Source organism: Solwaraspora sp. WMMA2056, assembly GCF_030345095.1.
Lineage (GTDB): Bacteria > Actinomycetota > Actinomycetes > Mycobacteriales > Micromonosporaceae > Micromonospora_E.
The window spans coordinates 6979638-7001017 of sequence record NZ_CP128360.1 but is presented as its reverse complement, the minus strand read 5'-3'; the positions used below and the strand labels follow the sequence as shown (position 1 = coordinate 7001017).

Annotated in this window: 24 protein-coding genes; 12 read left to right on the top strand and 12 right to left on the bottom strand. The window is 72.4% G+C overall.

Annotated elements, in window-relative coordinates; translation table 11 throughout:
• Window positions 1-35: 35 nt before the first annotated feature.
• Together O7608_RS31840 and O7608_RS31835 are read right to left on the bottom strand one after the other, a co-directional pair.
• Window positions 36-566 (bottom strand): phospholipase, encoded by a 531-nt coding sequence (locus O7608_RS31840; protein WP_289208042.1) that lies wholly within the window; start codon window positions 564-566, stop codon window positions 36-38.
• A 165-nt stretch (window positions 567-731) separates the two neighbouring features.
• Window positions 732-992 (bottom strand): hypothetical protein, encoded by a 261-nt coding sequence (locus tag O7608_RS31835; protein ID WP_289208041.1) that lies wholly within the window; start codon window positions 990-992, stop codon window positions 732-734.
• A gap of 221 nt (window positions 993-1213) precedes the next feature.
• Here O7608_RS31835 and O7608_RS31830 point away from each other — a divergent pair, with 221 nt between their 5' ends.
• Entirely contained in the window at window positions 1214-2233 is a 1020-nt protein-coding gene (locus tag O7608_RS31830; RefSeq protein ID WP_289208040.1) for a potassium channel family protein, read from the top strand.
• Between the two features lie 52 nt (window positions 2234-2285).
• Here the strand turns inward: O7608_RS31830 and O7608_RS31825 are convergent, their stop codons facing one another.
• Both O7608_RS31825 and O7608_RS31820 read right to left on the bottom strand, forming a co-directional pair.
• The gene (locus tag O7608_RS31825; protein WP_289208039.1) at window positions 2286-3353 is read right to left on the bottom strand and encodes a 2-oxoacid:ferredoxin oxidoreductase subunit beta; all 1068 of its coding nucleotides are present in this window, start codon (window positions 3351-3353) and stop codon (window positions 2286-2288) included.
• Window positions 3346-5193: a 2-oxoacid:acceptor oxidoreductase subunit alpha gene (locus tag O7608_RS31820; protein ID WP_289208038.1), complete on the bottom strand. Its 1848-nt coding sequence runs from the start codon at window positions 5191-5193 to the stop codon at window positions 3346-3348. The genes O7608_RS31825 and O7608_RS31820 overlap by 8 nt, the downstream gene beginning before the upstream one ends.
• Before the next feature lie 307 nt (window positions 5194-5500).
• On the opposite strand from O7608_RS31820, the gene O7608_RS31815 reads away from it, so the two are divergent.
• On the top strand, window positions 5501-5878 hold the full coding sequence (locus O7608_RS31815) for an NADH-quinone oxidoreductase subunit A (protein ID WP_282225398.1): 378 nt from the start codon (window positions 5501-5503) through the stop codon (window positions 5876-5878).
• 68 nt (window positions 5879-5946) lie between these two features.
• Here the strand turns inward: O7608_RS31815 and folP are convergent, their stop codons facing one another.
• On the bottom strand, window positions 5947-6816 hold the full coding sequence (folP, locus tag O7608_RS31810) for a dihydropteroate synthase (protein WP_289208037.1): 870 nt from the start codon (window positions 6814-6816) through the stop codon (window positions 5947-5949).
• Between the two features lie 144 nt (window positions 6817-6960).
• Here folP and O7608_RS31805 point away from each other — a divergent pair, with 144 nt between their 5' ends.
• Genes O7608_RS31805 through O7608_RS31790 form a run of 4 tightly spaced genes read left to right on the top strand, consistent with a single transcriptional unit; the run spans window position 6961 to window position 9271 of the window.
• Window positions 6961-7515, top strand: a complete 555-nt coding sequence (locus O7608_RS31805; protein WP_289208036.1) for a DivIVA domain-containing protein — start codon at window positions 6961-6963, stop codon at window positions 7513-7515.
• On the top strand, window positions 7512-7997 hold the full coding sequence (locus tag O7608_RS31800; protein ID WP_289208035.1) for an SRPBCC family protein: 486 nt from the start codon (window positions 7512-7514) through the stop codon (window positions 7995-7997). The genes O7608_RS31805 and O7608_RS31800 overlap by 4 nt, the downstream gene beginning before the upstream one ends.
• Window positions 7998-8029: 32 nt before the next feature.
• On the top strand, window positions 8030-8611 hold the full coding sequence (locus O7608_RS31795; RefSeq protein WP_289211132.1) for a DNA-3-methyladenine glycosylase I: 582 nt from the start codon (window positions 8030-8032) through the stop codon (window positions 8609-8611).
• A gap of 33 nt (window positions 8612-8644) precedes the next feature.
• A complete protein-coding gene (locus tag O7608_RS31790) occupies window positions 8645-9271 on the top strand; it encodes a hypothetical protein (protein ID WP_289208034.1) in 627 nt (208 codons plus the stop codon).
• A gap of 53 nt (window positions 9272-9324) precedes the next feature.
• On the opposite strand, the gene O7608_RS31785 is transcribed toward O7608_RS31790, so the two are convergent.
• Both O7608_RS31785 and O7608_RS31780 read right to left on the bottom strand, forming a co-directional pair.
• A complete protein-coding gene (locus tag O7608_RS31785) occupies window positions 9325-10116 on the bottom strand; it encodes an enoyl-CoA hydratase-related protein (protein ID WP_289208033.1) in 792 nt (263 codons plus the stop codon).
• An 89-nt stretch (window positions 10117-10205) separates the two neighbouring features.
• Entirely contained in the window at window positions 10206-11003 is a 798-nt protein-coding gene (locus tag O7608_RS31780; RefSeq protein WP_289208032.1) for a PaaX family transcriptional regulator, read from the bottom strand.
• Window positions 11004-11192: 189 nt separating this feature from the next.
• Between O7608_RS31780 and O7608_RS31775 the strand changes: the two genes are divergently transcribed.
• Together O7608_RS31775 and O7608_RS31770 are read left to right on the top strand one after the other, a co-directional pair.
• Window positions 11193-11360, top strand: a complete 168-nt coding sequence (locus O7608_RS31775; RefSeq protein WP_007455245.1) for a DUF3117 domain-containing protein — start codon at window positions 11193-11195, stop codon at window positions 11358-11360.
• Between the two features lie 97 nt (window positions 11361-11457).
• The gene (locus O7608_RS31770; protein WP_421357719.1) at window positions 11458-13080 is read left to right on the top strand and encodes a leucyl aminopeptidase family protein; all 1623 of its coding nucleotides are present in this window, start codon (window positions 11458-11460) and stop codon (window positions 13078-13080) included.
• 80 nt (window positions 13081-13160) lie between these two features.
• On the opposite strand, the gene O7608_RS31765 is transcribed toward O7608_RS31770, so the two are convergent.
• A complete protein-coding gene (locus O7608_RS31765) occupies window positions 13161-13733 on the bottom strand; it encodes an O-methyltransferase (protein ID WP_289211130.1) in 573 nt (190 codons plus the stop codon).
• A gap of 280 nt (window positions 13734-14013) precedes the next feature.
• Here O7608_RS31765 and O7608_RS31760 point away from each other — a divergent pair, with 280 nt between their 5' ends.
• Both O7608_RS31760 and O7608_RS31755 read left to right on the top strand, forming a co-directional pair.
• Window positions 14014-15339, top strand: a complete 1326-nt coding sequence (locus O7608_RS31760) for a S1C family serine protease (RefSeq protein ID WP_289208031.1) — start codon at window positions 14014-14016, stop codon at window positions 15337-15339.
• Between the two features lie 75 nt (window positions 15340-15414).
• Entirely contained in the window at window positions 15415-15855 is a 441-nt protein-coding gene (locus O7608_RS31755) for a twin-arginine translocase TatA/TatE family subunit (protein ID WP_289208030.1), read from the top strand.
• Between the two features lie 33 nt (window positions 15856-15888).
• Here the strand turns inward: O7608_RS31755 and O7608_RS31750 are convergent, their stop codons facing one another.
• The 3 genes from O7608_RS31750 to O7608_RS31740 are packed head-to-tail and all read right to left on the bottom strand — an operon-like array spanning window position 15889 to window position 18863.
• Window positions 15889-17037: a P-loop NTPase gene (locus O7608_RS31750; protein ID WP_289208029.1), complete on the bottom strand. Its 1149-nt coding sequence runs from the start codon at window positions 17035-17037 to the stop codon at window positions 15889-15891.
• 28 nt (window positions 17038-17065) lie between these two features.
• Window positions 17066-17611: a DUF1003 domain-containing protein gene (locus tag O7608_RS31745; RefSeq protein WP_289208028.1), complete on the bottom strand. Its 546-nt coding sequence runs from the start codon at window positions 17609-17611 to the stop codon at window positions 17066-17068.
• Window positions 17604-18863, bottom strand: coding sequence for a magnesium transporter MgtE N-terminal domain-containing protein (locus tag O7608_RS31740; protein ID WP_421361357.1), 1260 nt, complete (start codon window positions 18861-18863; stop codon window positions 17604-17606). Before O7608_RS31740 ends, O7608_RS31745 begins: the two co-directional genes overlap by 8 nt.
• A gap of 38 nt (window positions 18864-18901) precedes the next feature.
• On the opposite strand from O7608_RS31740, the gene O7608_RS31735 reads away from it, so the two are divergent.
• Window positions 18902-19786, top strand: coding sequence for a PhzF family phenazine biosynthesis protein (locus tag O7608_RS31735; protein WP_289208026.1), 885 nt, complete (start codon window positions 18902-18904; stop codon window positions 19784-19786).
• A 30-nt stretch (window positions 19787-19816) separates the two neighbouring features.
• Here O7608_RS31735 and O7608_RS31730 read toward each other — a convergent pair whose 3' ends face one another.
• The gene (locus O7608_RS31730) at window positions 19817-20347 is read right to left on the bottom strand and encodes a pyridoxamine 5'-phosphate oxidase family protein (RefSeq protein WP_289208025.1); all 531 of its coding nucleotides are present in this window, start codon (window positions 20345-20347) and stop codon (window positions 19817-19819) included.
• Window positions 20348-20410: 63 nt separating this feature from the next.
• Between O7608_RS31730 and O7608_RS31725 the strand changes: the two genes are divergently transcribed.
• The gene (locus O7608_RS31725) at window positions 20411-21379 is read left to right on the top strand and encodes a DMT family transporter (RefSeq protein ID WP_289208024.1); all 969 of its coding nucleotides are present in this window, start codon (window positions 20411-20413) and stop codon (window positions 21377-21379) included.
• Window position 21380: the final 1 nt, after the last annotated feature.

Sequence of the window (21380 nt, the reverse complement as noted above, 5' to 3'; positions counted from 1 at the left end):
CGGCCGGCGGCGCGTCCGTACGGTGGCGTTGGTGGTTATCCGACGGCCGTCAGGTGCCCGGCCGGGACGAGCCGCTCGGCGCGTTGCAGGTCGGCGGCGTCGACGATCGGCGCGCCGAAGATCCGGACCGCCTGGTAGTAGGTCCAGGCGAGGCTGAGGCAGGCCGGCCGCACGACGCTGCTGTACCGGGCGCAGACCCGCTTGAGGTCCTCGTAGAAGGCGCTGTCCACCCGGGCCTTGTTGGTGGCGGAGAACTGGCCGATCGCCTTGTAGTTGCGGTAGCCGAAGTCGTGTCGGTGGCAGGAGAGCCGGAAGTCGAAGCCGAGTGGGTTGTCCGGGCTGGACGAGCAGTAGTCGGTGGACCAGTCGAACTGGTAGGCGGCCCAGGGGCCCGGGTTCGCCCGGGCCGAGTTCCAGGCGCTGTAGCTGCTGGCGCTGGTCTGCGTCCAGTTGGACAGCACCGCGGGCTTGTCGGCGGGAACGGCACTGGCCGGGGTGGCGAACCCGAGGGCGGCGGTGAGGCCGAGCAGTACGGCGCTGAGCAGTGCGGACGTGCGACGGTACATCGCGATACCTCCGGTGGACGGCTCGTGGTGTGTGGCGTCGGTGCTTGTTACCGGTGGGTCACAAGCGTGTCCACAGTCTTGCCGTATCCGCTGACATCGATCTTTAGGGCGCCTGTTTCTTTGTCGACCGGCGCGTAAACAGACCATCCGCCGCCGAACGGGCACTCAGCTGGCGGCGGCCTCGGCGCCGGGCAGTGCCGCCACCCGGACCAGTGCGACGACGCGGTCGTCGCCGGTGCCGTCCATCCCGATGGAACGTCCGATGATCCACACCCACCGGTTGTCGTAATACGCTGACAGATCGGGCCGTACCTGTTCAACCTTCAGGATCAGTTGGTATCCGCCGTACCGCCAGTCCTCCTTGTTCAGTTGCAGGACCGTCCCCGGGGTGATCGCGGGAATGGTGGGTCGTGACGGCGGTTTCACAGGCTGCTCCGAAACTGGCGGTTGACGGCTCGCCGAGAGAGCATCGACAACACACAGTCCCAAAGCAATGTCTCTAAGCAAGATTTGAGGCGACGGGATACGACCCGACGCCGGACGGACGCATTCGGGCCGAGGTGATGTCCAGGTGATCGCGATCCGCTGGTCCGCAACGACTATGTTGTGGACGTGAACGGGGACCCGAAAGTGAAGGTGGACCGGCGGTGATTCACTTTCCCGCCGTCCGCCAGGGCCCGTTGAAGGCGTTGAGCCTGCGCCTGTTCGCCGCGGTCGCCCTCGTCTTCGCGGTCGTGGCGGTGGTCTACGCCGACCGCGACGGCTACCGGGACGCCAACGGCGACGGGATCTCGCTGCTCGACTGCTTCTACTATGCGGTCGTCAGCCTCTCCACGACCGGGTACGGCGACATCGCGCCGATCAGCGACGGTGCCCGGCTGGTCAACGTCCTGATCATCACGCCGGCCCGGGTGGTGTTCCTGATCATCCTGGTCGGTACCACCCTCGAGGTGCTCACCGAGCAGTACCGGACGAACCTTCGACTGACCCGGTGGAGAAGGAAAGTGAAGGACCACGTCATCATCTGCGGCTACGGCACCAAGGGCCGCAGCGCCGTGTCGGCCCTGCTGGAGAACGGCTTCGACAAGCAGCACATCGTCGTCGTCGAGAGCAGCGGCATCGCGCTGCGCCAGGCCACCGCCGCCGGCCTGGTCGCCGTCGAGGGATCGGCGACCCGCTCGTCGGTCCTCAACGAGGCACACGTCAAGCACGCCAAGGCGGTGATCATCGCCACCGACAGCGACGACGCCTCCGTCCTGGTCACCCTGACGGCCCGCCAACTGACCGCCGGCAAGGTACGGATCATCGCCGCCGCCCGCGAGGCCGAGAACGCCGCCCTGCTGCGCCAGAGCGGGGCGCACCACGTGATCGTGTCGTCCGCCACCGCCGGCCGGCTGCTGGGCCTGTCCACCTCGGCGCCGCCGCTGATCGACGTCGTCGAGGATCTGCTCACCCCTGGTCAGGGCATGGCACTGGCGATGCGTTCGGCCAACCGTGACGAGGTCGGACTGCCGCCCCGACAGCTGAACAACCTGGTGATCGCGCTGATCCGGCGCGGCCGGGTGGTGTCCCTGGCCGAGCCGGACAGCGTCGAGGTGGAGACCGGGGACCTGCTCGTCTACGTCCGCGACGACCGGACCTCAGCGAGCACCCCGTCGACCAGCTGACCGCGTGCGGCCAGCCGGTCGACCAGGGCCGACCTCGCGCGGGGTCAGGGGGTCAGTCGATGGACCAGGTGTCGCCGCTGCGCAGCAGCCCGGCCAGTTGCTCCTCCGGGGTCCCCTCGGCCTGGGCCATCGCCGCGCCGACCTGTGCCTGGATCAGGCTGTCGTAGCTGGGCCGCGGCACGCTGCGGAACACCCCGATCGGCGTGTTGCGCAGGTCGGCACCGGGCAGCCGGGACAGGGCGAACGCGTACGCCGGCTCGTCGATCGTCGCGTCGTGCACCACGATCTCCTCGGCCGGTACGGTGGCCGTCTCGCGCACTTCGAGGCCGAAGCCGCCCGGCGGGTGGACCACGCAGAACCGGCCTTCGGCGCCGAAGGTGATCGGCTGCCCGTGCTCCAGCCGGATCAGGTAGTCGTCCCGGGTGGCCGGCTCCTTGAGCTGGTCGAAGGCGCCGTCGTTGAAGATGTTGCAGTTCTGGTAGATCTCGACGAACGCCGACCCGTTGTGCTCGGCGGCGGCCCGCAGCACCGACTGCAGGTGCTTGCGGTCGGAGTCGATCGTCCGGGCGACGAAGGTCGCCTCGGCCCCCAGCGCCAGCGACAGCGGGTTGAACGGCGAGTCGGCCGACCCGACCGGCGTCGACTTGGTGACCTTGCCAAGCTCCGACGTCGGTGAGTACTGGCCCTTGGTCAACCCGTAGATCCGGTTGTTGAACAGCAGGATCTTCAGGTTGACGTTGCGCCGCAGCGCGTGGATCAGATGGTTGCCGCCGATCGAGAGCGCGTCACCGTCGCCGGTCACCACCCACACCGACAGGTCCGGACGGGAGACCGACAGGCCGGTGGCGATCGCTGGGGCGCGACCGTGGATCGAGTGCATCCCGTACGTGTTCATGTAGTACGGGAAGCGCGACGAGCAGCCGATGCCGGAGACGAAGACGGTCCGCTCGCGCGGGATGTTCAGCTCGGGCATGAACGACTGCACGGCGGCGAGGATCGCGTAGTCGCCGCAGCCCGGGCACCAGCGCACCTCCTGGTCGGACTTGAAGTCCTTGGCGGTGAGCTTGAGTGCCACCGGCGTGCCGGTGCCAGCGCGGCCGTTGGGAGCGGGCTCAGACATTCTTCACGACCTCTTCCAGCATGGTCTCCAGCTCGGTGGCGGTGAACGGCAGGCCACGGACCTGGTTGTAGCCGATCGCGTCGACCAGGTACCGGGCCCGGATCACGTGCGCCAACTGGCCCAGGTTCATCTCCGGGATCACCACCCGGTCGTAGGAGCGCAGCACGTCGCCCAGGTTGGCCGGCAGCGGTGCCAGATGCCGCAGGTGTGCCTGGGCCACCGGCAGCCCGCGCTGGCGCAGGGTGCGGCAGGCGGCACCGATCGGGCCGTACGTCGATCCCCAGCCCAGCACCAGCGTGCGGGCGTCGCCGTCCGGGTCCTCGACCTCGACGTCGGGCACCGGGATCGTGTCGATCCGGGCCTGACGGGTGCGCACCATGAAGTCGTGGTTGGCCGGGTCGTAGGAGATGTCGCCGGTCTTGTCGGCCTTCTCCAGTCCGCCGATGCGGTGCTCCAGGCCGGGCGTGCCGGGAATCGCCCACGGCCGGGCCAGCGTCTGCGGGTCCCGCAGGTACGGCAGGAAGGTCTTGCCGTCGGCGTCGTTGGGCGCGGTGGCGAACTCGACCTGCAGGTCCGGCAGCGAGTCGACCTCCGGCAGCAGCCACGGCTCGGAGCCGTTGGCCACGTAGTTGTCCGACAGCAGAAGCACCGGCGTGCGGTAGGTCAGGGCGATCCGGGCGGCCTCGATCGCCGCGTGGAAGCAGTCCGACGGTGAGCGGGGCGCGATCACCGCGACCGGTGCCTCACCGTGTCGGCCGAACAACGCCATGTTCAGGTCGGCCTGCTCGGTCTTGGTCGGCATCCCGGTCGACGGGCCGGCCCGTTGCACGTCGACGATGAGCAGTGGCAGCTCCAGGGCCACCGCCAGGGAGATCGTCTCGCTCTTGAGGGCCACCCCGGGGCCGGACGTGGTGGTGATGCCGAGCGCCCCGCCGTACGAGGCACCGAGCGCCGCACCGACTGCGGCGATCTCGTCCTCGGCCTGCATCGTGATCACCCCGAGCCGCTTGTGCTTGCTCAGCTCGTGCAGGATGTCCGAGGCCGGAGTGATCGGGTAGGCACCGAGGAAGACCGGCAGCTTGGCACGCACCCCGGCGGCGACCAGGCCGAGCGACAGGGCGGCGTTGCCGGTGATGTTGCGGTACGTGCCGGGGCGCATCCGGGCCGGGTTGACCTCGTAGCGCACCGCGAAGTCCTCGGTCGTCTCGCCGAAGTTCCAGCCGGCCCTGAACGCGGCGATGTTCGCCTCGACCAGGTCCGGGCGTTTGGCGAACTTGCGCTGCAGGAACCGGATCGTGGACTCGTACGGCCGGGAGTACATCCACGAGAGCAGGCCCAGCGCGAACATGTTCTTCGCCCGCTCGGCGTCCTTCTTCGAGACCGACAGTTCGGCGAGCGCGCCGATGGTCATCGAGGTGAGCGCGACCGGGTGCAGGGCGTAGCCGTCGAGCGAGCCGTCCTCCAGCGGGTTCGCCGCGTATCCGACCTTGGCCAGGTTGCGCCGGGTGAACTCGTCGGTGTTGACGATGATGTCCGCCCCGCGCGGCAGGTCGGCCAGGTTGGCCTTCAACGCCGCCGGGTTCATCGCGACCAGTACGTTCGGCGAGTCGCCGGGGGTGAGGATGTCGTAGTCGGCGAAGTGCACCTGGAAGCTGGACACTCCGGGCAGGGTGCCGGCGGGTGCCCGGATCTCCGCGGGGAAGTTCGGCAACGTGGAGATGTCGTTGCCCAACTGCGCGGTCTCCGAGGTGAACCGGTCACCGGTCAGCTGCATCCCGTCGCCGGAGTCGCCAGCAAACCGGATGACCACCCGATCCAGTTGACGGACCTGCTTGGCCACGTGCGCTGACCTCCTCGTTTCCGGCCGGCGGCGCGGACCACGGTCCGCCTCGCCAGCTGCTGCCCGAATGTGCGGCGCGAGCCCGCCGGTGCCGCGACGCGGCGACTGTCGGTGCCAGGGTAAGGGCGTCCTAACCATCCTCGCACCTTCGGGAAAGCCTACGTCGGATCCAGTCGGATACCCGGCTCGGGTCCGCCGGGTGGGACTGGAATCACCTCGTGTTCACCCGGGCGCGGTCCGGGTGGCGGGCCCGGCGACACCCGGACGGGCGGGCACCCTTGGCCCGTCGGCCGGTAGACTGCCGGACATGCAGGGCTACCTCGGCTCGTACGCGACGTTGGGGTTGCTGTTGCTGGTGAGCGTGGCGTTCTTCGTCGTGGCGTACGGTGCCAACCGGCTGCTGCGCCCGGCCCGGCCGGCCGATCCGGTCGGTAAACGCGCCAGCTACGAGTGCGGCCTCGACCCCGTGGGCGGCGACTGGGCGCAGGCCCAGATCCGCTACTACGTGTACGCCTTCCTCTACGTGCTGTTCGCGGTGGAGGCAGTGTTCCTCTTCCCCTGGGCGGTGATCTTCGACCGGCCCGGGTTCGGCCTGGTCACCGTCGCCGAGATGGGGATCTTCGTCGCGGTGCTGGCGCTGGGCATCCTCTACGCCTGGCGCCGCAACGTGCTCCGCTGGACCTGACGGACGCGCCGTGCCGGGGCTGACGGACGCGCCGTGCCGGGGCTGACGGACGCGCCGGACCGGCGGGCTCAGGCCAGCGCGCGGCGGGACACCGCCGGTGGCCGGTCGCCACGGATCGACGCGACCATGTCCAGGACCTGTCGGGTCGCGGCCACCTGGTGCGCGCGGAACACCCGGGCGCCCAGCCAGGCGGAGACCGCCGTCGTGGCCAGGGTGCCGGTCAGCCGCTGGTCGACCGGTACGTCGAGGGTCTCGCCGATGAAATCCTTGTTCGACAGGGCGACCAGGACCGGCCAGCCGGTGGCGACCAGCTCGTCGAGACGGCGGGTCACCTCCAGCGAGTGCCGGGTGTTCTTGCCGAAGTCGTGCGCGGGATCGATCAGGATCCCGTCCGGGCGTACCCCCAGCGCCACCGCCCGCTCGGCGAGCCCGGTCACCGTGGCGACCACGTCGGCCACGACGTCGTCGAACGCCGCGCGGTGCGGCCGGGTACGAGGCGTGGTCCCACCGGTGTGTGAGCAGAGCAGCCCGGCCCCGGTCGCCGCAGCGACCTCGGCGAGCTGCGGATCCGCGCCGGCCCAGGTGTCGTTGAGCAGGTCCGCGCCGGCGGCGACCGCCTCCCGGGCGACCTCGGCCCGCCAGGTGTCGATCGAGATGACCAGGTCGGGGAAGGCGGCCCGGACCGCCGCGATGGTGCCGACCGTACGGTCGATCTCCTCGGTGACGTCGACCGCCGTACCCGGTCCGGCCTTCACCCCGCCGATGTCGACGATGTCCGCGCCGTCGGCGACGGCCTGTTCGACGGCGCGCAACGCGGCGTCGGCCGCGAAGGTCGCGCCCCGGTCGAAGAACGAATCGGGCGTACGGTTCACGATCGCCATCACCGCCAGGTCGCTGGCGGCGAAGACCCGCCGACCCAGCCGTAGCGGGTCCGCCATGGCACCTCCTTGCCGCAGTCCGCGCCGGCGCCGCCTGCGGCGGTCCGCGTCAGTGAGGGTAGTCGGGTGCCGGAGGGCGTCGGGCGGACCGCGACTCGCCGTCGGGGGGTCGCCCTCGCCGCGTCGACATGCCACGATTCGGTCATGGATCAGTTTTTCCTCGTCCTGGTCGCCGCGCTGACCGTCGCCGGGGTCGTCTTCGGAGTCACCGTCCTGGTCACCGGCAACGATCCCGGCCTGACGCCGGTGGAGCCGGACGGGCGGGCGGTGCCGCTGCCCGGCACCCGGCCACTGCTGGAGCAGGACATCACCCGGGTCCGGTTCGACACGGCGGTACGGGGCTACCGGATGGCGCAGGTCGACCAGGCGCTGCGCCGGGCCGCGTACGACATCGGCTACAAGGACGAGCTGATCGAGGTGCTCCAGGCGGAGGTGGCGGCGTTGCGCGAGGGGCGGACCGAGGACGCCGAGGTGCTGCGCCGGGCCCGCGACGCGGCGCTGGTGGCGGCAGCCGAGCCGGCCACGGCCGACATCGACCTCGCGACGGCCCCGCCCGGGTCCGGCAGCGGCGACGCGGCGGCGCCGGAGCGGGACAACGACGCGGCTGCGGCGGAGCAGGCCGGCGTCACGGTGCCGGCCGGCCCGGCCGACGGCACCGGGTCGACCGCCGCGCGGCCCGGCGACGGTGCGGCCAGGTGAGCACGTCCGGCGAGGCCGAGGCCGCGACTCCCGGCTCCGGCGAGGTCACCGCGACCGTCATCGTCCGGGCCCCCGCCGCGCGGGTGTTCGCCGCCTTCACCGCCTGGGAGCGCCAGTCCGACTGGATTCCGTTCACCGAGGTGACGGTGGCCTCCGGCGACGGCGGCGAGGGCAGCCTGATCGTGGCGGTCACCGCGGTCGGTCCGGTGTCGCTGCGCGACGAGATGCGGGTGGTCCGGGTGGATCCGCCGTACGAGGTCCGGGTGGTGCACTGCGGCGCGCTGCTGCGCGGCCCAGGAGTGCTGCGCTGCACGCAGATGGACCACGACCGGACCCAGGTCGTCTGGCACGAGTGGTTCCACCTGCCCGGCGGTGTCGCCGGCCGGCTGGCCTGGCCACTGCTGTGGCCCGGCTCGAAGGTCAGTCTCACCCAGGCGTTGAAGAAGTTCGGCCGGCTGGTCGAGGCGGGGGCGCTGCCGTGACCGCCGGTGGGCCGACCGTGCCGACCCTGCCGATCGGGCTGAGTGCCGGCGCGGACGGCCTGGCCCGCTGCGCGTGGGGTGCCGACCCGCAGGAGTACCGCCGCTACCACGACCAGGAGTGGGGGCGCCCGGTACGCGGCGACGACGCGCTGTTCGAGCGGCTCACCCTGGAGGCTTTCCAGTCCGGGCTGTCCTGGCTGACGATCCTGCGTAAGCGGGAGGCGTTCCGCGCCGCGTTCGACGGCTTCCGGATCGCGAAGGTCGCCGGGTACGGTCCCGCCGACGTGACGCGCCTGCTCGCCGACGCCGGTATCGTCCGCAACCGGGCCAAGATCGAAGCGGCGGTGGCCAACGCGCGGGCCGCCCTGGATCTGCCGGCCGGCCTGGCGGACCTGCTCTGGTCGTACGCACCGCCGCCACGCGCCGGTCGGCCGGCGTCGGCGGCCGACGTACCGGCCCGGACCCCGGAGTCGACGGCGCTGGCCAGGGCGCTGAAGCGGCACGGTTTCCGGTTCGTCGGTCCGACCACCGCGTACGCCCTCATGCAGGCGACCGGAATGGTGGACGACCACGTCGACGGCTGCCACGTGCCACCACCGTTGCCGGTGCGCTGATCCGCACACCGGGTGCCGTGGTGGGATAGGGACATGCAAGACGAGACGACCCCATCCGACCCGCCGACGGGCACTTCCGACGCGGGTGGCGGCACCGGCGCCTGGGCGGTGGTGATCCCGGCCCAACGGTACGAGGCGGAGCGGCTGTTCCACCACGACTCCCTCGAGCTGACCGGCCTGGACGGCGGGCCGCGCCCCGCGTTCGGCGCACCGGTGCTGGTGGTGACCGACGGCGAACAGCCGTTCGTGGTGGCGCTGGGTCGCGTCGGTGCCGCCGGCGGCGGCACCGAGGGCGGCGAGACCCGGGCCGGCGGCCCGCCACCACTGGTGGTCCACTACACCTGCCGGGCGTTCGACGATCCGGTACCGGCGTCCGCGCTCGTGCTCGCCGGCCCGGTCACGGCGGTCGACGTCGCCACCTACCGCAGCCTCGCCGGCCAGCTGGCGCCGACCGGCGACCGACGGACCTGGCTGGTCAGTGTCGATCTGCCGATCGAGGCGCCGACGGCGGCCGAGGCGGTCCGGGTGTTCTGGTCGTACGTGCGGGAGCTGGGGCCACGGGAACTGCCGGCCTTCGTGTACCCCTCCGGTGACGAACTGGCGATGCAGGCGTTCGTGCTCGGTGCCGAGGCCAACCAGGACCCGGAAGAGGACGACTGACCGGTGCCGTGGGGCCGGATCGGCGTACGGCTCGTCCCGGCGTACGGCTCGTCTCAGCGGCCGTCGAAGACCGGCCGCTGCTTGGCGACGAACGCCGCGGTGGCGTGCCGGTGGTCGGCGGTGCCGCCGCACAGTGACTGGGCATGTTCCTCGGCGGCCAGCGCGTCGGCGAGCGTGCCGGAGGCACCGACCGACAGTTGGCGTTTGATCGCCCCGTACGCGACGGTCGGCCCGGCCGCCAGCCGCGCGGCCAGTTCCTGGGCGGCCGGCAGCACCTGCTCGTCGTCGTCGACGAGCCGGTGCAGCAGCCCGATCCGGTGCGCCTCGGCGGCCGGCACCGGCTGGGCCAGCAGCATCAGCTCGACGGCCTTCGGGAAGCCGACCAGTCGGGGCAGGGTCCAGGACGCCCCGGTGTCGCCGGCCAGGCCGACGTTGGCGAACGCCATCAGGAAGCTGGTCCCCGGGCCGCCGATGCGCAGGTCGGCGAGCATCGCGAGCGAGGCACCGGCGCCGGCCGCCGCGCCCCGCACGGCGGCCACGACCGGCTTGGACAGCCCGGCCAGCCGGGCGGCGATCGGGTTGTAGTGCTCCCGTACGGTGTCCAGCGGATCGCGGTCGCCCGACTCCAGCGTCGCGACGTGTTCCCGCAGGTCCTGGCCGACGCAGAAGGCACGGCCGGCACCGGTGAGGACGACGGCCCGGCAACCGGGGTCGCTGTCGCACTCGGCCAGGACCTCGCGCAGCGCCTCCTTGAGCGCGACGTCGAGTGAGTTGAGCGACTCCGGGCGGTGCAGGGTCAGTGTCACGACCGCGTCGGTGCGGTCGACGAGCAGTGGGTCGGTCACAGCTGGTGGTCCCTTTCGTCTGCTGGCCGCCGGACGATCGGGACCGGCAAGCGGCGGTCGGTGCGGGTCGGTACGGGTCGGCGGTGGTTTCAGCGGTGGTTGATGTCCAGGCAGGTGTCGACGTAGCGGTCGGCGGCGGGTCGCAACCGGGCGGCGTGCCGGTCGAAGAAGGTGGCGGCGCTGGTGCCGGGCCACCGTTCCGGAAGCAGCGCCGGCGGCAGCTGCGGATCCTGGAACAGGAATCCCCGCCAGGCGTGCACCAGCCGGAAGCGGGCGGCGTAGGCCTCCTCGTCGCTGCTGCGGACCGTCACCCGGGCGAGCAGCGGGCGTTGCTCGGCGACGAACCGTTCGTACGCCTGCCCGATCTCGGCCAGGTTCCAGGCCCGGCGGACCAGCGCGGCGGCGCCGGCGGTGCCGCCGGTGTGCGCGGCGGTGAACCGCTCGAACCGGACGCCGGCTTCGGCCAGCAGACCGTCCACCTCGCTGGCGGTCCGGGTCGCCACCCAGGTGTGTTCGTCGAGCATCCCGTACCCGAGGTAGCTCAGGTTGGCGCAGAGCCGTTGCCGCTCCCGGCGGGCGCTCGGGGCGTCCAGCACCAGCAGGTCGAACTTGCCGTCCCAGCCGATCCGACCGGTGCGGTAGATCCGGGCGGCGGCTTCGTCCAATCGCCGGGCGGCCTTGGGCGTCAGCAGATAGCCTGGCCCGGCGGCCATTCGCGACGGGTGCAGCCAGCCCTGGCGCACCATCCGGGACACTGCGGTCCGCACCGCCGGCGGCGCGATGCCGAGCGGGGCGAGCAGTCTGACCAGGGCAGCGACGGGTGCCCGACCGCCCCGTGGGCGGAGGTGGTCACCGAACAGGTCGAAGAGCGCCGACCGTGCCTGCATGACCGCACATTGTGACAGCCCAGTTCAAGATAAGCTAGATGCTGTCACAGCATTGTGGCCTCGGTTTGGGTCCGGCGGTGTTCATCAGGGAAAATCGTTGGTCGGCACCGTGGCAGTGGCACGCGGTGAGACTGACGAGGTGGCTGGGGCACACCCAGCGGCCCTGGGGCAAGTCTGAGGGGAGACAACATGGCGGCGATGAAGCCGCGGACGGGCGACGGTCCGCTGGAGGTCACCAAGGAGGGCCGGGGCATCGTCATGCGGGTTCCGCTGGAGGGCGGGGGCCGACTCGTCGTCGAGATGACGCCCGACGAGGCCAACGCGCTCGGTGACGCGCTGAAGGCCGCCGCAGGCTGATCGAGCCGGACCCGCGGGGCAGCGCTGGCCCACGGGTCGACATAGCGACGGTTGACGAGTCCGCCGACCCGGTCCCCACCGGGTCGGCGGACTCGGTATGCCGTGGGCATCAGTCGTTCGCGTCCCAGGAGGTAACCCCGGCGTGTTCGCCATCCGTCTGCCGGCGGACACCGTTGTCGCCGACACCGTCGTCCTGCCCGTCACCGCCGCGCGTGCCGGCGTCGACATCCGTATCGCCGCACCACCACAGCAACTGCACGTCGAGGGCGACCGGTCGGAGCTGGTCGCGTCCGCCGCCGCGCTGGCGGCCCGGACCGGCCACACCGGCGACCCCGGTGAGATCGAGGTACTGCACCGGCCACGGCTCGCCCCGTACCGGGTGGTGCTGGTCGGGGTCGGTGCCGGCGACGAGGCCGGCTGGCGGACGGCGGGTGCCGCCATCGGCGGGATGATCCGCCACGAGCAGGCCGTCGAGGTGCCGTCCGACAGTGCCTGGCTGGTCGCCGTCGGGCCCGATCCGACCACGGCACCAGGGTCCGAGACCGTTCCGGACGCGGTCCGGGGTTTCGCCGAGGGATGCTGGCTGGCCGGCTACCGGTTCGCCGTCCCGCCGCCGGGCGACGGCGCGGCGATCGCGTCGGCCCGGCCGCAGCCCGACCCCGGTCCGGCCGGTACGCCGCAGATCCTGCTCGCCGCCGAGTCGACCCCGGCGGTGGGGCAAGCGCTGCACACGGCCCGGGTCACCGCCGCCGCGACCCTGCTGGCCCGCGACCTGACCAACATGCCGTCCTCGGTCAAGAACCCGGCCTGGTTCGTCGACCAGGTGCTCGCCGCCGCGGCGACCCGGCCGGGGCTCACCGTCACCGTGCGCGGCCCGCGGGAGCTCGCCGCCGAGGGATTCGGCGCACTGCTCGCGGTCGGCGCCGGCTCCGCGTCCACGCCACGGCTGGTGGAGATCGACTGGGCACCGCCGGCGGCCCGCCGGCACGTGGTCCTGGTCGGCAAGGGCATCACCTTCGACACCGGTGGTGTCTCGATCAAACCTGTCGACGGCATGAAGCTGATGCGCAAGGACATGGGTGGTGCCGCCGCCGTGGTGGCCACCGCGCTCGCCGTCGCCGACCTGGCGCTGCCGGTACGCCTGACCGTGCTGGCCCCGCTCGCGGAGAACATGGTCAGCGGGAGCGCGTTGCGCCCCGGCGACGTGGTGCGCCACTACGACGGGCGGACCAGCGAGACCACCAACTCCGACGCGGAGGGGCGGCTGGTGCTGGCCGACGCGATCGGTTACGCGGTCAGCCGGTACGAACCGGACCACCTTGTCGATCTGGCCACGTTGACCGGCGCGAACGCCGTCGCGCTCGGCCGCCGGACGGCGGCCCTGTACAGCGACGACGACGCGCTTGCCGGACAGTTGCTCGCCGCCTCGGCGGCCGCCGGTGAGAACGCCTGGCGGATGCCGCTGCCCGGCGACTACGTCGAGTACCTGGGCAGTGAGATCGCGGACCTGTTCAGCGCGCCGGACCGGGGGGCCGGCTCGGTGGTGGCCGCCCTCTACCTGCGCGAGTTCACCGGTGCGCTGCGGGACCGCTGGGCGCACTACGACATGTCCGCGCCGTCCTGGTCCGACGACGAACATGCCGAGCTGACCCGGGGAGCGACGGGCTGGGGCGTACGGACGCTGGTGCGCTGGCTGGCCGCCGTCGACCCGCCCGCATGACCAGCCGTCCGGTCGGCGTGAGCGGCGTGAGCTGCGTGGCAGGCCGTCCGGTCGGCACAGTCGGCGTGGCCGGCCGACGTTCAGCGCCGGACCGCAGCCAGCAGCCCGTCGCCGGCCGGCAGCAGCGCCGGCACCCACTCGTCGGCCTCGCGGACGGCCTTGACCAGCTCGCGGATGGTGACCGTCTCGGCGTCGCGGGCGGTCGGGTCGCCGATCCGGCCGTCGGCCAACACGCCGTTGACCGCCAGGATGCCGCCGGGGCGCAGCAGCCGCAGCGCCGCGTCCACGACCGCGCCGTACTCGGCGCTGTCGCCGTCGACGACCACCATGTCGTACGCCGCGTCCGCCAACCGGGGCAGTACGTCGCGCGCCCGACCGGTGATGATCCGGGTACGCGAGGCGGCGAACCCGGCCTCCAGAAAGATCCGGCGGGCCATCCGCTGGTGTTCGTTCTCCACGTCGATCGTGGTGAGTACGCCGTCTGCGCGCATGCCCCGCAGCAGCCAGACGCCGCTGACTCCGGTGCCGGTGCCGATCTCGACGACCGCGCGGGCGTTGCCGGCGGCGGCGAGCAGCCGCAGGGCGGCGCCGGTGTCCGCGCTCACCGCCCGCAGTCCGACCTCCTCGGCCAGGCTGCGGGCGGTACGCAGCACCAGGTCCTCGGCGGCGTATCCGGCGACGAACTGGAGGGCCTGGGGTGCGGTCGTCCAGGCGGGGGGGCGGGTGACCGGGGTGATGGCGCACCTCCAGCGGGGGGTCGGGTGGCGGTTGCCGCTACGAGCGTAGAGCGCCGCCGCAGGTCCGACCCGCCCGGCCCGGAAACCCTTCGGCGACCGCTGAATGTTCCTCGATTTTCCGTGCAATCCTGGACGGTGAGCGATGTCGCCGTACGGACGGGTGCCGTCGCCCTGGGGGATGGACTGGGAGGCAATCGTGACCGACGGCGGTAACTGGCACCGGGCCGACGGGAACCCGGTGCCGGGGCACCAGCCGCCGGTCGGTGGCTGGCCGCAGACGCGACCACAGCTGCCGTCCGGGTCGACGGCGTCGCCGTGGTGGTCGGACGCGTTGCGGGATCCGTGGCGTGACCCGTACGCCCCGTCGGCGGTGGTGGTCGAGGTGCCGCCGGTCGGCGCGGGCACCGCCGGTGGGCCGGAGGTGGTGTCCGACCCGGATGCGACCGCCCGGCGCGGGCTCACCCCGCTGGTGATCGTGTCGGTGATCACCGCGCTGCTCGCCGGCAGCCTCGGCGGGGCGCTCGGGTTCGCCTTCGCGGTTCGCGGTGGGGCCGCGACCGGCGGTACGGCGCTCGGTGCCGGCCCGGGGGATCCGCCCGGCCTGGCGCAACGTCCGGCCGACTCGTTCGCCGGTGTCGCGCAGCGGGTGCTGCCGAGCGTGGTCACCGTCCAGGTGAGCGGCGCCGCCGGGCAGAGCGTCGGTTCGGGGTTCGTGGCGACTGCGGACGGCTACGTGATCACCAACGACCACGTGGTGGGCGTCGGTGCCCGCGAGGCGGTGGTGCTGTTCAGCGACGGGTCGACGGCGGGCGCGTCGATCGTCGGGCAGGATCCGGAGTCCGACGTCGCGGTGATCAAGGTCGACCGGACCGGGTTGACCCCGGTCGAGTTCGGTGACTCCGACGCGATCGCCGTCGGTGACCCGGTGCTGGCCTTCGGCTCGCCGCTGGCGCTGACCAACACGGTCACCTCGGGCATCGTCAGCGCGATCGACCGGACGATCCGGGCGGGGGAGCCCGGCGGGCAGCAGCGCTACTACGCGGCCATCCAGACCGACGCGGCGGTGAACCAGGGCAATTCGGGCGGACCGTTGGTGGACGGGGCAGGCCGGGTGATCGGCGTCAACTCGGTCATCAAGTCGTTGGCCGCCGACGAGGAGACCGCCGGCAACATCGGTCTCGCCTTCGCCATCCCGATCAACCACGCTCAGCGGATCACCCTGGACATCATCAACACCGGGAAAGCGCGGCGGACCGTGTTCGGCGCCAACGTCACCGACGCGGCCGGCACGCCGGGGGCCGGCGTACGGCTGAGCGACGTCGTCGACGGCGGCCCGGCGGCTGCGGCCGGCCTACAGGCCGGCGACGTGGTGCTGCGCATCGACGGCCGCCCGCTGGACCAGGCGACCGATCTGATCGCCCTGGTGCGCAAGTATCCGCCGGGCGCGGTGGTCGCGGTCGACTACCGACGCGGTACGGAGAGCCGGTCGGCGTCGGTGACTCTGGCCGCCGACGCCAAGTAACAACCGGTCGGCCCTCCCGGACCGGCCCGCGACGTGCGTACTCTTGCCTTCGACGGCGGCGAGGGAGGCGACTTCGTGTTCGACAACCTGAACTGGTGGGAGATCGGGCTCATCCTGATGCTCGCCCTGTTGATCTTCGGCGACCGGTTGCCGCAGGTGATCTCCGACGGTCTGCGGATGGTGCGCAATCTGCGCAACATGGCTCGCAACGCCACCTCGGACCTCAGCCGCGAGCTGGGCACCGACATCCAGCTGGAGGATCTGCACCCCAAGGCGTTCATCCGCAAGCATCTGATCAGCGAGGAGGACGAGGCGGCGCTGCGCAAGCCGTTGCAGGGCGTCTACGACGACCTGCGGTCCGACATCGGTGGGGTGCGTGACGAGTTGCGCGACGTCGCGGCGGCGGCCGACCTGAAGTCGACGACGGCGCCGGCGCGCGACGCGGCCGTGCGGTCCGCGCCGGCAGCTACCGCGCCCGCCGCGCCCGCTAAGCCGGTCGACGTCGACGCCACCTGAGTCCGGCGGATCGAGGTGGCGGTCGGCGGCGGATCAGCGGCCGGCCGGGCGTAGCCCCAGCGGCTTGCCGAGCAACGACTCGCGTCGGACCGCCAACCGGTCGGCGACGCCGACGAGGGCCTTGGCGGCGGCGGCCGTCGGGTCGGCCAGCACGATCGGATTGCCCGCGTCGCCGGTCTCCCGGACCCGGGTGTCCAGCGGAATCTGCCCCAGCAGCGGCACCGCCGCGCCGACCGTCCGGGTCAACGACTCGGCGACGGTGGTGCCGCCGCCGCTGCCGAAGATCTCCATCCGCTCACCGGTGGGCAGCTCGAGCCAGGACATGTTCTCCACCACGCCGACCAGTCGCTGATGGGTCTGCAACGCGATGGCACCCGCGCGTTCGGCGACCTCGGCGGCCGCCGCCTGCGGCGTGGTCACCACCAGGATCTCGGCGTTGGGCAGCAGCTGGGCCAGGGAGATCGCCACGTCGCCGGTGCCCGGCGGCAGGTCCAGCAGCAGCACGTCCAGCTCGCCCCAGTAGACGTCGGCGAGGAACTGCTGCAACGCCCGGTGCAGCATCGGCCCGCGCCAGACCACGGCGGCGTTGCCGGCGGTGAACATGCCGATCGAGATGACCTTCACGCCGTGCGCCTGGGGCGGCATGATCATTTCCTCGACCCGGGTCGGCTTGCCCTGGGCACCGAGCATCCGGGGCACCGAGTGTCCGTAGATGTCGGCGTCGATCACCCCGACCGACAGCCCCCGGGCGGCCAGGGCGGCGGCCAGGTTCACCGTCACGCTGGACTTGCCCACCCCGCCCTTGCCGCTGGCCACCGCGTACACCCGGGTCCGGGAGCCGGGCTGGGCGAACGGGATCACCGGTTCGGCGCCCGCGCTGCCGCCGCGCAACTGCTCCTGCAGCGCCTTGCGCTGCTCCGGGCTCATCACCCCGAACTCGATCTCGACGCCGGTGACCCCGGAGACCCGGGTCACCGCCTCGGTGATGTCGCCGCGCAACTTGTCCTTGAGCGGGCAGCCGGCGACGGTGAGCAGCAGCTCCACCCGTACCAGGCCGTCGGCGCCGACCACGACGGAGCGCACCATGCCCAGCTCGGTGATCGGCCGGCGGATCTCCGGGTCGTTGACCGTGGTCAGGGCGGCGTTGACGGCGTCGGTGACGGTGCTGGTCGGTGCGGACATGACCGCCATGCTACGTCGCGGTGACCGGTCAGCGCCGGTCGCCGTCGACCTGCTGCGGTCCCTCGAGTGGCCGGCGTTCCAGCCGGTGTCGGCGGTGTGCCTGTTCGTCGAGTTCCTCCGCGAGCCGGCTCAGCTCCGAGCGCAGGAAGTCACGGGTCGCCACCTCGCCCACCGCCACCCGCAGCGAGGCGATCTCCCGGGCCAGGTACTCGGTGTCGGCCTTCTGCATCGCCGCGCGCCGCCGGTCCTCCTCCAGCGAGACCCGGTCCCGGTCGGCCTGCCGGTTCTGCGCCAGCAGGATCAGCGGCGCGGCGTACGAGGCCTGGACCGACAACATCAGGGTCAGGAACGTGAAGGTGTACGGGTCGAAGCGCAGGTCCGCCGGGGCGAGGGTGTTCCAGGCGATCCAGCCGACGACGAAGACCGTCATGTAGACCAGGAACCGGGCGGTGCCCATGAACCGGGCGATCGCCTCCGCCCACTGCCCGAACGCCTCCGGGTCGTAGCGGGGCAGCGACAGCCGGCCAGGATCACGCGGCTGGTCCAGACGCACGGTCCGGCGGTGCTCAGCCATCTGTGCTCCCGTCGTCGAGCGGGGTGTCCCGGTCCCGCCAGTCCGCCGGCAGCGAATGGTCCAGCACGTCGTCCACGGTCACCGCGCCGACCAGCCGGTTCGTCGCGTCGACCACCGGCATCGCCACCAGGTCGTAGGTCGCCATCCGTCGGGTGATCTCCAGCAGCGGCGTCTCCGGCTGCAGCGGGTCGATGCCGTTGTCGACGACTCCACCGAGCAGTTCCGCCGGCGGCTCCCGCAGCAGCCGCTGGAAATGGACCACGCCCAGGTACTTGCCGGTCGGGGTGGCCATCGGCGCCCGGGCGACGAAGACCTGGGCGGCGATCGCCGGCGGCAGCTGCGGCTCACGGATGCGGGCCAGCGCCTCGGCTACGGTGGCGTCCGGGGTGAGGATGACCGGCTCGGAGGTCATCACGCTTCCGGCGGTGCCCGCCTGGTACTGCAGCAGCTGACGCACCGAGTCGGCCTCGTCGGGCTCCATCAGGTCCAGCAGCACGTCCTGCTCCGGCGGCGGCAGCTCGGCCAGCAGGTCGGCCGCGTCGTCCGGGTCCATCTCCTCCAGAACGTCGGCGGCGCGTTCCCGGTCCAGCGCGGTCAGGATCGCCACCTGGTCGTGCTCGGGCAGCTCCTCCAGTACGTCGGCGAGGCGTTCGTCGTCGAGCGCGGCGGCGATCTCGTGCCGGCGGCTGTCCGGGAGATCCTGCAGGGCGTTGGCCAGGTCGGCGGCCCGCATCTGGTCGAGTACGGACAACAGTCCGGCGGTGCCCTGGGTGTCCGGCAGCCCGATCAGCCCGCGCACCCGGTGCCAGTCCAGCTGGTGCAGGTGGCCGCGCCGGGTCAACCGACCGGTGATCTCCCGGACCGCGACCCGGGTCAGCGACCACTCGCCGATGCGGTTGGCCTCCATTGCCACGTCGACGACGGTGCCGGGGCGTTCGTCGGCGTCGAAGGCGACCCGCCGGTCCAGCAGATCCTCCAACACCAGCAGTTCGTTCGGCCGTTTCTCGAACCGCCGCAGGTTGAGGGTGCCGGTGCCGAGCAGCACCGACTCCGGGTCGACCGCGGTCACCCGGCCCATCGGGAGGAAGATCCGCCGACGCATCGGCATCTCGGCCACCAACCCGACCACCTGAGGGGGCCGGTTGGTGGTGCGTAGCCGTACCACCGCGTCCCGGACCCGCCCGACCTGGTCGCCGTTGGGGTCGAAGACGGCGAGCCCGGCGAGCCGGGCGATGTACACCCTGTTCGCCATAGTCACGGGCACAGCCTACGGGCCGTAGTGTTTCTTTCATGTCCAGCCTCGGCTACGAGATCGTCGACGTCTTCACCGACCGGCCGTTCGCCGGCAATCCACTCGCCGTCGTCTTCGACGCCCAGCAGCTCGCCAGCGACCAGATGCAGGCGATCGCCCGGGAGTTCAACCTGTCCGAGACCGTCTTCGTGCTGCCGGCCCGGGCCGCCGAAGCGAACTACCGGGTGAGGATCTTCACACCCGAGCGGGAGCTGCCGTTCGCCGGCCACCCGAGCGTCGGGGCGGCGGCGACCGCAGCCCGACGAGGGCTGGTGGCGGCCGGCACCGTCGTGCAGGAGTGCGGTGCCGGGCTGCTGCCGATCGAACTGTCCGAGGATGGTTACGCGGCGCTGCGTGGCGGTGAGCCGACCGTGGGGGCACCGCAGGATCCGGAGCCGCTGCTGGCCGCCGTCGGACTCGGCCCGGCGGACCACGCCGGTCCGGCGCCGCGTCGGGCCGGCTGCGGGCTGGAGTTCGACTACCTCTGCGTACGGCCGGAAGCCGTCGCCCGCGCGGTGCTCGACTCAGGCGCGGCGCAGGCCGCCGGGGTCGGGATGGTCAGCGTCTTCTCCTGGGGCCCGGCGACCGGTACGGACCATCCGGTGGCGCACAGCCGGGTGTTCTGCCCCGGTGCCGGCGTCGTGGAGGACCCGGCCACCGGCTCGGCCGCCCTCGGCCTCGGCGTGTGGGCGGTGGCCAGTGCCCTGCTGCCGGCCAACGGGCAGTCACGGTACGTCGTCCGGCAGGGCGCGGAGATCCACCGACCGTCTACCATGGATTGTACGGTGACCGCGTTGGGTGGGCGGGCCCGGGGCGCGACGGTCGCCGGCCATGTCGTACCGGTCGCGGCCGGCCAGATCGCCGTCCCGCCGTTCGTCGGCTGAGCTACCCGGCCGACCTCCCACGTCGCCTGATCAGCGGCGCCGCACCCGGTGCAGCCGGAACGGGCGCCGGGTGCGCCGGACGGCCGGGTTGGGCCGGGGCGGCGCGGCCAGGGAGTCGTCGGGCAACGTCGACCCGGCCGCGACCGGGCCGTCGGCCGGCGTGAGCCGGTACAGCCGGCACCGCGTCGCCCAGACGCTGACCAGGTCGGCGGGGTTCTCGGCGGCGTTGAGTCGCTTCGCGGCCACCTGCGGAGCGACCGCGTCCCAGTCGGCGCTGCCCGGCTCGACCAGCGCCACCTCCGCCGGCCAGGTCACGATTCGCCCGCCGTGGTCGCCGCGGAGCGTGACCGACGCAGGTTCGCCGGCCACCAGGTCGGCACCGGACTGCTCGCCGGCGCCGGTGACCAGGTACAGCGCACCGTCGACCGGATGGCACCACATCACCCGGGCCGGTCCACCTGCCGTCGCGATCCAGGCGACCGACGCCTTACGGACCGCCTCGGCGATCAGCGGGGTCGACCCGGCGGGTTCGGGCGGGGCGGATTCGTCCTTGTTGGTCACCCTGCCATCGTGCCGCAAACCCGCCGACCTGTCCGCTGCCGCGATCTGTGAGGATCGTGTCCCGTGTCCTCCGGTGCCCGCAACCCCGCCCCGGCCGGCCGGGGCGAACTGCTCGCCACCGGCGCCACGGCCATCGCCGTACTGGCCGTGTCGACGTCGGCACCGCTGATCGCGTTCGCCGCCGCGCCGGCACTGGCGGTCGCCTTCTGGCGCAACCTGCTGGCCACCGGCGCGGTCGCCCCCTTCGTGCTGGCCCGCCGCCGCCCGGAGCTGCGGGCGCTGGCCGCGCCGGTCGGCCGCCGCCAGCTCGGCTGGTGTGTCCTGGCCGGGGTCGCGCTCGCCGCGCACTTCGGCACCTGGATGCCGAGCGCCCAGCTGACCTCGGTGGCGACCGCCACCGCGCTGGTCGCCACCCAGCCGGTCTGGCAGGGCCTCATCGCGCTCGGGCAGGGCCGCCGCCTGCCGCTGCTGACCTGGGTCGGGATCGCGGTGGCGGTGCTCGGCGCGGCGCTCGCCACCGGTGCCGACATCGGCTTCGACGCCCGTGCCGTCGCCGGAGACCTGCTGGCACTCGCCGGTGCGATCTTCGCCGCGATCTACACCGCGCTGGGCGAGCACGCCCGGCGGACGGTCAGCACCACCACGTACACGACGATCTGCTACGGCGTCTGCGCGGTGGTGCTGCTGGTGGTCTGCCTCGCCGCCGGCGTACCGCTGACCGGTTTTCCCGGCTCCACCTGGCTCGCCGTGCTCGGCCTGGTGGTCGGGGCGCAGTTGCTCGGCCACTCGATGTTCAGCTACGCCCTGAACAAGATCCCGGCGACCACGGTCAGCGTGCTGATCCTGCTGGAGGTGCCCGGCGCCGCGTTGATCGCCTGGGCCTGGCTGGGGCAGGTGCCCCGGGCCGCCGCGTTGCCCGGCCTGGGGCTGCTGCTGGTCGGTGTCGCCGTGGTCGTGCTCGGCGGCACCCGGGTCCGGACGCCCCCACCACTGCCACCGGAGGCGGGCCCGCCGGAACACCCGCCGGCCTAAG